The following is a 13431-nucleotide window of genomic DNA, read 5'->3' on the forward strand; positions in this document are numbered from 1 at the left end:
CGGACATGCCGCTCCGTCCCATCCCCGAACTGCTCGCCCCCGCCGGCTCGCTCGAGGCCGTGCGGGCGGCCGTCGCGAACGGGGCCGATGCGGTCTACCTCGGCGCGTCGCGCTTCAACGCGCGCGATGACGGTGCCCAGCTCTCGCTCGACGAGCTCGAGCAGGCCTGCCTCATCGCCCACGAGCGGGGTGCCCGTGTTTACCTGACGTTCAACATCCTGCTCAAGCCGTCCGAGTTGCACGACGCCATGGCGTATCTCGGCGAGTGCATCGGCCGCGGCATCGATGCGGCGATCGTGCAGGACATCGGCGCGGTGCGGCTCATCCAGCGCATCTATCCGGGCTTCGAGATCCACGGGTCGACGCAGATGACCGTGCACGACGCCTCGGGGGCGAAGGTGGTGGAACGGCTCGGCATCGACCGGGTGGTGCTCGCGCGCGAGAACTCGCTCGACGACATCCGGGCGATCCGCGCCGCCGTCCCCACGCTCGGGCTCGAGACCTTCGTCCATGGCGCACTCTGCATCTCCTACAGCGGCCAGTGCTACATGTCGGGGATGATCTCCGAGCGGTCGGCCAATCGCGGCTCCTGTGCGCAATCCTGCCGCAAGGACTATGTGCTGCGGGACGCCGTCTCCGGTGCCGAGCTCGACCGCGGCTACCTCATCTCGGCCAAGGACCTCGGCGCCTGGGATCACCTCGCCGAGATCGCGGAGGCGGGGATCGGCTGCCTGAAGATCGAAGGGCGGAAGAAGAAGCCGGAGTTCGTCGCGACGGTGACGCGCGGGTATCGCGAATTCCTGAAGCAGGTGGAGCAGGGCGCCTTCGCGCCCCCGAGCTTCGAGGAGGTCCAGCCGCTCGTGCAGATCTTCTCGCGCGGCTTCACCGGCGGCATGTACGGTGGGCGCGAGGGGCGCGACTACATCACCCGCACGCAGCCGGACAATCGGGGCGTGGAACTCGGCGTCGTCACCGGCTTCGCCGACGGCGAGGTGACGGTCGAGGTGCGCGCCCCGATCGCCGAGCGCGACGGCCTCGGGTTCGAACCGCCGGCGGGCGGACACCTGGAGAGCACCGGATTCGCCGCCGGTTCCGTCCGCACGCTCTCCGAGCGGGACGGCGTGTGGCGCCAGGCGATCCGCGCACGGCATCGCGTCCCCATCGGGTGGAAGGTCGTGCGGAGTGCGCAGGCCGCGCTGCTCGAGCGCGCGCGAGCGAGCTTCGCGGATGTCGGGCGCGGCGAACGGAAACGCCGCGTCGCGCTCTCGTTCCGCCTCTTCGGCACCTCCGGGTCACCGCTCAAGGCGATCGTCGAGGCCGAGGATCATGAGGTGACCGTCCGCAGCGAACTCCCGTTGCAGCAGGCGACCTCGCGCGCCCTCGACCTGCCGCAGCTGCGTGAGCAACTCGGTCGCCTGGGCGAGACGCCGTTCGTGCTCGCCGACGTGGACACGCGCGGGCTCGCCGACGGGCTCTTCATCCCCGTGCGTGAACTCAATCGACTGCGCCAGGCCGCGGTCGATGAGCTGCTCGTGCTGCGGGATTGGGCGCGACAGGCGGAGGAGGCGGAGCGCGCGTCGCGCATCGCGGAGGCGGTCGCGGAGGTCCCGCCCCTGCCGTCGCGGAAGGCAGCCGTGGACGACGCTCCTCGGCCCCCGGTGGACGTGCCGCGCGGTGACGTCACCGGGGTGATCGTGGCCGAAGTCTGGCAGGTCGAGGATGCCGACGCCGCGATCGCGGCGGGGGCGGGGGAGGTCGTCCTCGATCCGTTCCTCCGCCACCCCTTCCCGCCCGTCGCGCGCGTGGAGGGCCTCCTCGAGCGCGCGCGGCAGGCTGGCGTCGCCATCCGCTTGCGCCTTCCGACGATCGTGCGGCCTGAGGAGCGGAAGAAGCTCGACAAGTGGCTCGCCCTCGGCACGCCGCTGCTCAGCGGCCACCTCGGGCTCTTGCATGAACTGGCGGCGGCCGGTCGGGACGTCCGGGCGGACTACGCCGTGAACTGCTTCAACCAGCACACCGCCGCCGAGTGCTTCGCCCTCGGCGCCTCCGGCATCACACCGTCGGTGGAGCTGACCGTGGACGAGATAGGGGCTCTCGTGCAGCCGTGGGGCGGGGCTCGGTTCGAGGTGCTCGTGCACGGGCGCCCGGAGGGGATGACGCTGGAGCACTGCGTCCTGAGCGCGGCGTTCGACCGCACGCCCACGCACTGCCGCGATCTCTGCACGCGGCGGCACGCCGACACGCGCCTCACCGACCCAGCCGGTTACGAGTTCCCGGTGGCCACCGACTACGCCTGCCGCAATCGCCTCCTGCACTCCCGTCCGATCGAGGCGAGCGAGTTCTTGCCGCGGCTCTGGCAGGTCGGGATCCGGCGCTTCCGGCTGGTCTTCAACGTGCCGGGCGACGAGGTCGCTGCGATCGTCGCCGCGCATGGAGAGGCCCTGGCGAACGTCGCGGCGGGACGCGCGCCCGGACGCGCGGTGCGGGACGAGGTCGGCGACCGCTTCACGCGTGGTCACTTCGCGCGGGCCGTCTAGCGCCACTCGGCGCTGCGTGGCGGCGACGCGCCACGGGTGGCGCTGTCCCGATGCCACCGGCGCTCCTGCCCCTGCTATTGTTCGCCGTGCCTTCCCCCCTCGCCGTCTCGCCCCGCCTCGATGAGGCCCGCGCCCTCCTGCGTGACTGCTTCGGCTATCCCGACTTCCGTCCGGGGCAGACTGACGCGGTGAGCGCGGTGCTCGAGGGGCGCGATACCCTCGTGGTGCTCCCGACCGGCGGCGGCAAGTCGCTGTGCTACCAGGTGCCGGCGCTCATGCTCGACGGGCTCACCGTCGTCATCTCGCCGCTCATCTCGCTGATGAAGGACCAGGTCGACGCGCTCGTCGCGCGGGGACTGCCCGCGACCTTCGTCAACAGCACGCTCTCGGCCGCCGAGGTGAGCGAGCGCATGGCCCGCGTCCAGCGCGGCGAGGTGAAGCTGTTGTACGTCGCGCCGGAGCGATTCGACCTCGGGAAGACGGCCGAGCGATTGCGTGCGGTCGGCGTGCGCCTGCTGGCAGTCGACGAGGCGCACTGCATCAGCGAGTGGGGGCACGATTTCCGGCCGAGCTACCTGCGCGTGAAGGACGTGCGCCAGGCACTCGGGGCCCCGCCGACCGTCGCGCTCACCGCGACGGCGACGCCGGAGGTCCGCGAGGACATCGCGCGCCAGCTCGCCCTGCAGGATCCCGCGCTGATCCTCACGGGATTCGACCGGACGAATCTCTCGTACAGCGTCATCGCCACCCGGAACGATGCCGCCAAGGACGCGACGCTCATCGACCTGCTCCGCACGCGGCAGGAGGACGGCGTGGCGATCGTCTACGCGAGCACGCGGAAGACCGTCGAACGCATCGCCACGATGCTGCAGCACGCGAAGGTGAAGGCGATCGCCTATCACGCGGGCCTCGACGACGAGCATCGCGCCGAGGTGCAGGATGCCTTCATGACCGAGCGGTCGCGCGTGATCGTCGCCACCAATGCGTTCGGCATGGGGATCGACAAATCCAACGTCCGGCTCGTCGTCCACCACGCGATGCCGGGAACGCTCGAGGCGTACTACCAGGAGGCGGGGCGCGCCGGCCGCGACCGGCACCCCGCGACCGCGATCCTCCTGCACGCGTTCCCGGACAGGTTCACGCACGAGTTCTTCATCAACGGCGCACTCCCGGACCGCGCGGTCGTGACCGCGGTCTACGACGCTTGCGTGCGCATGGCGGACCGCGACGGCCTCGTGGAGGACGGACCGGCGTCGATCGCGGCGGAGGCTCGTGGGAAGGTCAGCGACCGCGAGGCGGAGTCGGCGTTGCGGATCCTCGCGAAGGGCGGGGCACTCGCGGTGGCCGATGCGTCGCGCGTGCAGGCGCAGGTCCGCCTCCTCGCCACGCCGGCGCGCATCAAGGCGGAACTGACGGAGGACCAGCACGGGCTCGAGCTGGCGCTGCTCCGTTCGCTCTGGAAGCGCGCAGGTGAGCGCTTGCATCTCGGGATCGTCGCGGACCTCGAGGCCTTGCCGCCGGGCCTCGGCGGTCCCATGGGCGCACAGGCGCTGCTGGATGCCTTGCAGGACCGGCAGATGATCGTCTGGCGCCGCCTCGGCGAAGGGATCACCGTGACCGATCCCGGGAAGGAGGTCGGAGCCTGGCCGATCGACTGGGCCGGCCTCGAGCGACGGCGTCGCGGTGAGCTTCGCAAGCTCGAGATGATGCAGAAGTACGCCTACACCGACCAGTGCCGCCGCGCCTTCGTGCTGCGTTACTTCGGGGATCCCGCCGCGCGCCCGAAGTGCGACGGGTGCGACAACTGCACGGGAGAGAAGCTCGAGGCGAGCGAGGGCGTGTCTGGTGGCAAGGGCGCCCGGGGGGCGCGAACGGCGCCCAAGGGCGCGCGGAGCGGGACGAGGAAGTCGCCCGGCGCCGCGGGCAGCGCCACCGACGCGCCCCTCACGCGCGAGGAGATCGAGCACCTCGACGCGCTCAAGGCGGTCCGTGGTCGCCTCGCGAAGGAGGAGGGAGTGCCTGCCTACGTGGTCTTCCCGGACCGCTCACTGCGCGAGATGGTCAAGGCGCGACCACGCACGCTGACGGCCCTCGCCCGCGTGCATGGTGTCGGTCCATCGCGTCTCGAACGCTACGGTCAGGAGTTCCTCGACACCCTGACCGCGCTGTGATCCTTCCGTCTGCTCAGTTCCCTTGCTTCTGGCACTGGTTCACGACCATCCGCTCGAACCGCCGCGCGTCGGTGAGGATGGGCCAGAGCTGGTCCAGGTACGCCTTGCTGTCGTCGCGGCGCTTCGGGTCGAGCCCGGCGATCGGTAAAGCCCACACCGAATCCACCGCCGTTCGCTTGGACTGGTAGTACGCGATGGTCGGGGCCCATTCCGCCGCGGTCCGGCAGGGCCCGCGGTGCAGTCGTTCCCGGACCGTGCGGATCCCCAGCGACGGGTTGGGGAACGAGTAGCGCGCATTCACCGCGCCCGACCAGTCGAAGTCGTAGGCGGCGGGGATGTAGTCGCCGGCCGCGTTGCGGAAGAGCTCGATGTTGTGAAGTGCCGCGACCGACCAATCGGTGTTGCCGATCCAGAACTCCCAGATCGACAGGCGATCGAGATCCTGCGCCACGACGTCGGCGAAGAGCGCCCCCGTGGTCTCGCTGTACTCGAGCTTCGCCTCGTCCGCGACCTCCTCCTCGATCTCGAGGAAGAAGGCGGTCACCGTGATCGGCTTCACGCGATCGGTCGAATCCCTGTACGTGATGTTCGCCAGCCGGGTCCGATGATGGAGCTGCGGGTTGATCACCGCGTAGGTGCGGTACATCAGGTACTCGAGATAGATGTACTGCTGGTAGTCCTCGGCCGCCGGCCGACATGGCGTCACGATCTTCAGCCGCGGGTTGCCCTGGAGGATCGTGCTGTCGCGCGACGAGCGCGTGGCGCGGATGTAGAGCGGCGGGAAGACGCAGTTCCGCGCTTGCCGGCGGAAGTGGCCGCGCGCACGGAGCTCCACCGGGACCTTTCGCTCGCGGCCGGCCGCGTCGGTGTAGCTCATCTCGGTCGCGAACCATCGCAACTCCGTCGAGTCGCGCTCGCGCATGAGGTCGCGGAGGTTCGTCGTCAGCGTGAGCGAGACCGGCGCCTCGTCCCGGAAGAGCGCCTGCGCCTGCCCGCGCGGCGCGGCGACCGTGAGGGCGAGGGCGAGGAGGATCGTGCGCCACAAGGCGCGGATGGACGGACGGATCATCGGAGCTCCACGCCGCGGAGCGGCGAGTCGGGGATCGCCCCGAGGTCGTCGCTGACGACGCCCGGGGTGACGGTGTCGGCCATCGTGACGCCGTACTCGAGGACACGCAGGTCGTTCTCCTTCACGCTGCCCAGGTACTTCCAGTGCCGGAAGAGCCCGTCGAACTTCTGCTCGCATAGCTCGCGCGCACGCTCCACGTCGACCGTGCGCAGTCGCAGCATGCGCTCGTAGTGCGGCCGCTCCGCCGTCCCCGAATCCTCCTCGGCGAGGTCGGGGTCGTTGCGCTTCCGCCGGCGCCAGGCGCGGTCGGCCAGTGCCTCGAGCTGCGACGAGGACATCGACTTGAGCACCTCGTCGTCCATCCGGGCGAGGAACATCCCCGTCCGATTGGCCGTCGCGAGCGCTCGTTCGAGCTTCCGCTCCGCCGCCTTCCCTTCGAGCGCCACCGGCTTGCCGAAGTCGGTCCACCAGAGGACCAGCATGAGCAGGTTGAAGCCGACCGAGATCACCCACGCGACCTCGGGGGCCACGCCAGCGGCCATGCCGATGCCGATCACCACGAAGATGCCGGCCGCATCCTTGCTGTCATCCAGCGAGGTGCGGAACCGCACGGCGGCGACGATGCCGCCGAGCGAGAAGGCGAGCGCGAGCGACGTCTTCACCATCACGACGATCGCCGCCGCGACGACCGGGAGGATCAGGTAGGTCTGCACCACCGACTGCTGGAAGCCCTTCTTGCGCCGCGTGAGGGTGTACACCCAGGCCACCGGCAGGGCCGTGACGAAGGCGGTCAGCATCGCGATGATCGTCGCGAGCGCGGTGGGCATGGCGGAGATCGGGGCTGCCCCGCCGGCGCGGCCGGCCGCGAAGTCGCGGACGCTTTCGCCGCTGAAGATGCCCGCGTCCGCGGGCACGAGGTCGCGGGCCCAATAGAAGATCGCGCCCATCACCACGTAGAACACCGCGGTGCGTGCGACGAGATTGCGCCAGATGCCGAGTTGGGACAGGGGGGGCATTGCGGTAGGGAGGGGAGACGGGCGGAAACTGTGGCCTTCCGAGGCAGAGGGCAACTGCACCGCGAGGCCCTCACGAGGGTATCTTCCGAGGTCCTCCACCCCCTCCGACGTGCGCCTCTCCTACCGGCTCCGCCTCCTCTCGGTCGTTCTCGGACTCGCGGCCCCCTCCGTGGCCTGTGCGCAGCGCGGCGCGCCGGGGGCGGCCACGTCCGCGGGAGCGCCCAGCACGGTCCGCGCGAAGCCGCGCCTCGTGCTCTTCATCACGGTCGACCAGCTGCGCCCCGACTACCTGGTCCGCTGGCACGACCAGCTCACCGGTGGCCTGCGGATGCTCGTCGATGGCGGGGCGTTCGCGCCCGCCGGCGTGCACGACCATGCGATCACCGAGACGGCGCCGGGACATGCGTCGACGATGTCGGGGCGCTTCCCGTACTCGACCGGCATCGCGAGCAACTCGGCCGGCGTGAACACCGCCGAGGCGCCGCTGGTGGACTCCGACGGCATCGGGGCCTCGCCGTTCCGCTTCCAGGGCACGACGCTGGCCGACTGGATGGCCGCCGCTGACGCGCGCACGCGCGTCCTCTCCGTGTCGCGAAAGGATCGCGGCGCCATCCTCCCCATCGGTCGCGGGAAGTTCCCGGTGTTCTGGTATGCTCAGGCCTCGGGCAAGTTCACCACGAGCACCTGGTACGCCGACACGCTGCCGACCTGGGTCCGCGCGTTCAATGCGGAGGATCGGGTCATGACCCGGCATGCCGGCAGTGTCTGGACGCCGCTGCTCCCCGAGTCGGCGTATCCCGAGGCCGACTCCACCGCGGGCGAGGTGATGAGCGGGGAGGTGCTGTTCCCGCACGTGCTGGCGGACGACACGCTCCGTGCGCGGAACCAGGTCATCGGCTTCCCGGCGATGGACCAGTTGACGCTCGATCTCGCCTGGCGCGGGGTGCGAGCGCTCGACCTCGGCAGCGGTCCGCAGACCGACCTGCTCGCCGTCTCGCTCTCGACCACTGATGCCGTCGGGCATCGCTGGGGCCCCGATTCGCGCGAGCTGCATGACCAGGTCCTGCGACTGGACCGCGCGCTCGGCGTGTTCCTCGATTCGCTCTTCGCGCTCCGCGGACGCGACAACGTCCTCGTGGCGCTCACGGCCGACCATGGCGTGGCGCCGAGTCCGGACGTGAGGTCGGCCTGGGGCGACAACGCCAAGGCGACGCGCGTCTTCCGCGACGATTTCGATCCCGCGTTCCAGGCGGTCGCGCCGCTCATCGCGCGACACGCGCTCGATCCCGAGGCGTTCGCCTTCGACGGGCAGACGCTCGACGTCGACCGCGCACGCATCCCCGCCGCGAAGCAGCGGCAGATGCTCGAGGTGCTCCGGGCCTTCGCGAAGGCCGCGGCGCAGGTCCCCGGTGTGCTCCGGGCCGACGTGATCGACGACCTCGCGCGCGCCGACACCACGAAGGACGCGATCGCCCGGCGCTGGCTGCACATGTTCCGGCCCGGTGGCGAGGTCGGCGTCGCGATCACGCTCACGCCGTACAGCTACTTCGGCCGCGGCAACACGGCCACGCACGGCTCGCCGCACGACTACGACGCGCGCGTCCCCGTGCTGTTCTTCGGCGCGGGCATCCGGCCGGGGACGCTCCCGGCGGCGCGGGTGGTCGACATGGCGCCGACGCTCGCCGCACTCCTGGGCATCCGTCCGCTCGAGCGGCTCGACGGGCACGTGCTCCCGCAGGTCCTGCAGCCTCCCTCCCCCTAGTCCCCCCGCATGCACGACAGCATCTACTTCGAGGAGCACCATCTCGCCACGCGGGAGATGGTGCGTGCCTTCGCACAGGAGGAGGTCGCGCCGGTCGCGCGCCGCTTCGACGACACCCAGGAGTTCCCCTGGGAGAACGTGAAGAAGATGGCCGACCTCGGCCTCCTCGGGATCCCGTGGCCGGAGGAGCTCGGCGGGTCGGGGCTCGATACCATCAGCTTCATCATCGCCATCGAGGAGCTGGCGCGCGTCTGCGCCTCGCATTCGATCACCATCTCGGCGCACACCACCCTCGGGACCTCGCCGATCGTCAACTTCGGCACCGATGCGCAGCGCGCGCGGTTCGTGCCGCGGCTCGCGAGCGGCAAGGTGCTCGGCGGCTTCGGACTCACCGAGCCGGGGGCCGGGTCGGACGCGGGTGGCACGCAGACGACCGCCGTCCGGAAGGGTGACCACTATGTCATCAACGGCAGCAAGCGGTTCATCACCCACGGCGGCGTGGGCGAGAGCTTCGTGATCACGGCGGTCACCGATCCGACCAAGGGGACCAAGGGCATCTCGAGCTTCGTGCTGACGAAGGACACCTGCGACCTGGATCGCGTGAAGGACCTCGGCATCGGCCACGACCCCTCGATCGGCGCGATGCGCGGCTTCCGCTCCGGCAAGAAGGAGGACAAGCTCGGCTGGCGCGCCTCCGACACCCGGGAGCTCATCTTCGAGGACGTCGAGGTGCCGATCGAGAACCGGATCGGCGAGGAGGGGCGGGGGTTCGTCAACTTCATGAAGACGCTCGACGCCGGGCGCATCGGCATCGCGTCGCTGTCGCTCGGCGTGGCGCAGGGCGCGTTCGACGAGGCCGTGAAGTACACGAGCGAGCGGAAGCAGTTCGGCAAGGCGATCGCCGAGTTCCAGGGCGTGCACTTCCAGCTCTCGGACATGGCGACCGAGCTCGAGGCGGGGCGCCACCTGGTGTATCATGCGGCCTGGCTCTCGCAGCACGGGCACCCGTACTCGAAGGAGGCCGCCATGGCGAAGCTCTTCTGCTCGGAGCTCGCGATGCGCAACACGATCAAGGCGATCCAGCTCCACGGCGGCTACGGGTACACGAAGGACTATCCCGTGGAGCGCATGATGCGGGACGCGAAGATCGGCGAGATCGGCGAGGGGACGTCGGAGATCCAGCGCATGGTCATCGCCCGTCACCTGCTCAAGGGCCTGACGCTCTGAGCCGGCGCAGGACGGCGCCGGGAAGTTGCGAACCCCGGCGCCGCGTGGTAACTGTATTGGCACGAAACACTGTCAGCGCCCCGGCCGTCCGCGGGGCGCATTGTCTGCCCGGAACGAGCGTCCGGGCATCTCTTGCCCAGGTCCCAGCGATGATGGATCGCACGCGGAGCCGAACTGTCCCGGTCGCATCGACCGCCCCCCAGGGGTGGCCGATGGCGGACGACCGGGCGGCCGCCGTGTGGACGATCCGGGACGGGGGTGGGGGCTCACCAGCCACTCTGACCCATGAAGCGCGAGATCCTGATCAGCGCGACGCAGCGCGAAGTGCGCGTCGCGATCATCGAGGACGAACAGCTCGTTGAACTGCAGGTCGACCGTCCGGAAAACAAGCGGATGGTCGGGGACATCTACCTCGGGAAGGTCGAAGCGGTGCTGCCGGGACTCCAGGCGGCCTTCGTGAACATCGGGACCGAGAAGAGCGCCTTCCTCCACAACTCCGACCTCGTCTACGACGAGGACGGCGATGAGGACGACGACGAGGAGGGCGACGACGAGGACGAGGGCGGCGAGGCGGACGACGCCGAGGCGGCCGCCTCGGGTGAGGCGCAGGCCGAGAAGCCGGCGCGGAAGCCGCGTCGCGGTGGGCGCCGGCGCCGGAAGGACCCGCCGAAGATCGAGGACGTGCTCAAGCGCGGGCAGTCGCTCATCGTGCAGGTGTCCAAGGAGCCGATCTCCACGAAGGGCCCGCGCGTGACCGCGCAGGTCTCGATGGCGGGCCGGTTCCTCGTCTACATGCCCTTCGCCTCGCGCGTCGGCGTGAGCCGAAAGATCGGCGAGCGTGCCGAGCGCCAACGCCTGCGCGAGCAGGTGCAGAAGGTGCTGCCCAAGGATTCGGGCGGTGTCATCGTGCGGACGGTGGGCGAGGACGTGACGCAGGAGACGTTCAGCCGGGAGCTGAACACCCTCATCACGTCCTGGCAGAAGATCAACAAGAAGACCAAGTTCGTGGGCAACCCGCCCAAGCTGCTGCACCGCGAGACGTCGCTCACGCGCGGCATCATCCGCGACCTGTTCTCGACCAAGGTCGACCGGCTCACGGTCGATTCCAAGCAGGTCTACAACGAGATCGTCGAGTACCTGCAGGGGATCGCGCCGGAGCTCATCGAACGCGTGAACCTCTACGAGGACAAGATCCCGCTCTTCGACAAGGAGGGCGTGGAGACCGAGATCCGCGACCTGTTCAAGCGGCGGTGCGAGCTCCCGAGCGGTGGGTACCTGATCATCGAACCCACCGAGGCGCTCGTCTCGATCGACGTGAACTCGGGACGGTTCACCGGCAAGAAGGACCCGGAGAAGACCGTCACCAAGACCAACGTCGAGGCGGCGCGGGAGATCGCGCGGCAGCTCCGCCTCCGAGATGTCGGCGGCATCATCGTCTGCGACTTCATCGACATGGAGACGAAGGCGAACCGGGATCGCGTGCTGCAGGAGCTGCGCACGCACCTGGGCCGCGATCGCGCGCGCACGAAGGCCTTCGCGGTGAGCGACCTCGGGCTCATCGAGATGACCCGCCAGCGCGTCCGACAGAGCCACTTCCATGCGATGACCGAAGCCTGTCCCACCTGTAACGGGACGGGGCGCGTCTTCACCGCCGAGACGATCGTGCGACGGATGGAGCGTGCGGTGCGCCGCCTCGCGAGCGAGGGCCGTCGCGATGCGGTGATCATCAAGCTCCATCCCGACACGGCGATGTACGTCCTCGAGGAGGAGAAGGACCTCGTGAAGCGCCTGGAGAAGGGGGTCGGGTTCTCGCTCGAGATGCGCGATGACCCGCTCCTCAAGCCCGATGAGTTCAAGCTCGTCGTGAAGGGCGCCGGGCGGGACATCACGAGTCAGTACGCGGTGGCCTGACGGACGGTGCGGATGCGTCGGCGCCTGGTGGCCCTCGCGGGGTGCGTCGTCTTCGCGGCGTGCGACGTCGTGCGCGCGCCGGCGAACGTCCCGGATGAGGGCCTCGTCCGCACCGTGAGTGCCGGCGCCGCGAACGCGGCGGCGCAGGCCGAGTCGGGCGGGGTCGAGCGCGCGCCGTTCATCGTGCCCGACACCCTCACCATCCCCGAGGGGCCGGCCGGCCGCTCGATCCGTCGCGGACGCGCGCTCGTCGCCTCCACGCGCGACTCCTTCCCGCGGACCGTGCGGAGCGCGCTGCGCTGCACGAGCTGCCATTTGGACGGGGGGACCCGAGCGAACGTGATGCCCTGGGTCGGCGTCGCGGCGCGGTTCCCGCAGTACCGGGCGCGCTCCGGCGCGATGGTGAGCCTCGAGGAACGGGTGCGCGGCTGCTTCGCACGAAGCCTCAATGCGACGCCGCCGGCGCGTGGCGCGCGCGACCTCGTGGACATCGTCGCCTACCTCACGTGGCTCTCGCGCGGCACACCGATCGGTCGGGAGACGGAGGGGCAGGGCTTGCCGGCCCTCGAAGGGCACGCGCCGGACCGGGGGGCCGGTCGCGCGGTGTACGCGGCCGAATGCGCGCGCTGTCACGGGGCGAACGGGAACGGCGGGCCACCGTCGGCGCCGGGGCTCCCGCGCACGCCCCCGCTCTGGGGACCCCGGAGCTACAACATCGGCGCCGGGATGGCGCGCGTCTCGATCGCGGCGAACTTCATCCGCGCGGCGATGCCCTACGACCGCCCCGGCACCCTGACACCGCAACAGGCCCATGACGTGGCCGCGTACGTGAATGCCCAGCCACGGCCCGACTTCGCGGGCAAGGTGAACGATTGGCCCAACGGGGACGCACCGGCGGACGCGGCGTACGAGACACGGGCCGCGCGCGCGCAGCGCCGGACGGGCCCGAAGCGGTAGTGGGCGGGCTCGGCGTCGCGCCGGGCGGCGAAACGGCCGGGGGGAATCCCCTCAAAGTGCCGAATCCCAACCACTTGACCCCACCGGGTGACCCCCGTATTATTCTTGGCTCGCATCGAAAACCGCATTCCAGAGCCGTGATCATGTCGTACGCAATCTTCCGCTCCGGCGGCAAGCAGTTCCGCGCTGAGAAGGGCACGACCCTTCGCCTGCCCACCCTCATCGGTGACGCCGGCGCGACGGTCGAGTTCAACGACGTCCTCCTCGGGTCCGACGGGAGCAACGTGAAGGTCGGGGTCCCGACCCTCAAGGGCGCCTCGGTGACCGCCGAGATCGTCAAGCATGGGCTCGGCGACAAGATCGTCGTGTTCAAGTTCCGGCGCCGCAAGAACTACGCGAAGAAGCAGGGCCATCGGCAGGGGTACACCGAGGTCCGGATCCGCGACATCACCCTCGGCTGACCGGGGAGAGGATACCATGGCACATAAGAAGGGCGTAGGCTCCTCGCGCAACGGGCGCGACTCCAACCCGCAGTACCGCGGCGTCAAGAAGTTCGGTGGCGAGCGCGTCATCCCCGGCAACATCATCGTCCGCCAGTGCGGCACGAAGTGGCATCCGGGCAACAACGTCGGACTCGGCACCGACTACACGATCTATTCCCTCATCGAGGGAGTCGTGAAGTTCGAGCACAAGTCCAAGGCGCGCTTCAAGGTCTCGGTCTACCCGGCCACCGCCGCCTCCTGAACGCGGCCGCCGATGTGACGAACGCCCCCTCGCTCTC

Annotated in this window: 10 protein-coding genes; 8 read left to right on the forward strand and 2 right to left on the reverse strand. The window is 70.0% G+C overall.

Features of this window, described 5'->3' with window-relative positions; genetic code table 11:
* The first annotated feature begins 5 nt into the window (after positions 1-5).
* Together IPJ78_15170 and IPJ78_15175 are read left to right on the forward strand one after the other, a co-directional pair.
* Positions 6-2537, forward strand: coding sequence for a U32 family peptidase (locus IPJ78_15170; protein MBK7907883.1), 2532 nt, complete (start codon positions 6-8; stop codon positions 2535-2537).
* Between the two features lie 86 nt (positions 2538-2623).
* Entirely contained in the window at positions 2624-4708 is a 2085-nt protein-coding gene (locus tag IPJ78_15175) for an ATP-dependent DNA helicase RecQ (protein MBK7907884.1), read from the forward strand.
* Between the two features lie 13 nt (positions 4709-4721).
* On the opposite strand, the gene IPJ78_15180 is transcribed toward IPJ78_15175, so the two are convergent.
* Together IPJ78_15180 and IPJ78_15185 are read right to left on the reverse strand one after the other, a co-directional pair.
* Positions 4722-5777 carry a hypothetical protein gene (locus tag IPJ78_15180; protein ID MBK7907885.1) on the reverse strand — a complete coding sequence of 352 codons (1056 nt, stop codon included), beginning with the start codon at positions 5775-5777 and terminating at the stop codon, positions 4722-4724.
* The gene (locus IPJ78_15185) at positions 5774-6793 is read right to left on the reverse strand and encodes a DUF4956 domain-containing protein (GenBank protein MBK7907886.1); all 1020 of its coding nucleotides are present in this window, start codon (positions 6791-6793) and stop codon (positions 5774-5776) included. Before IPJ78_15185 ends, IPJ78_15180 begins: the two co-directional genes overlap by 4 nt.
* A 109-nt stretch (positions 6794-6902) precedes the next feature.
* On the opposite strand from IPJ78_15185, the gene IPJ78_15190 reads away from it, so the two are divergent.
* From IPJ78_15190 to rpmA, 6 genes are all read left to right on the forward strand, one after another.
* Entirely contained in the window at positions 6903-8555 is a 1653-nt protein-coding gene (locus tag IPJ78_15190) for an alkaline phosphatase family protein (protein ID MBK7907887.1), read from the forward strand.
* Between the two features lie 9 nt (positions 8556-8564).
* Positions 8565-9782: an acyl-CoA dehydrogenase gene (locus IPJ78_15195; protein ID MBK7907888.1), complete on the forward strand. Its 1218-nt coding sequence runs from the start codon at positions 8565-8567 to the stop codon at positions 9780-9782.
* 285 nt (positions 9783-10067) lie between these two features.
* Positions 10068-11693 (forward strand): Rne/Rng family ribonuclease, encoded by a 1626-nt coding sequence (locus IPJ78_15200; GenBank protein MBK7907889.1) that lies wholly within the window; start codon positions 10068-10070, stop codon positions 11691-11693.
* Between the two features lie 12 nt (positions 11694-11705).
* Positions 11706-12650, forward strand: a complete 945-nt coding sequence (locus IPJ78_15205; protein MBK7907890.1) for a c-type cytochrome — start codon at positions 11706-11708, stop codon at positions 12648-12650.
* 143 nt (positions 12651-12793) lie between these two features.
* Positions 12794-13111, forward strand: coding sequence for a 50S ribosomal protein L21 (gene rplU / locus IPJ78_15210; GenBank protein ID MBK7907891.1), 318 nt, complete (start codon positions 12794-12796; stop codon positions 13109-13111).
* Between the two features lie 16 nt (positions 13112-13127).
* Complete coding sequence (gene rpmA, locus IPJ78_15215) at positions 13128-13394, forward strand: 50S ribosomal protein L27 (protein ID MBK7907892.1); 267 nt, start codon at positions 13128-13130, stop codon at positions 13392-13394.
* Positions 13395-13431: the final 37 nt, after the last annotated feature.

Source organism: Gemmatimonadota bacterium (genome assembly GCA_016714015.1).
Classification (GTDB): Bacteria; Gemmatimonadota; Gemmatimonadetes; order Gemmatimonadales; family Gemmatimonadaceae; genus Pseudogemmatithrix.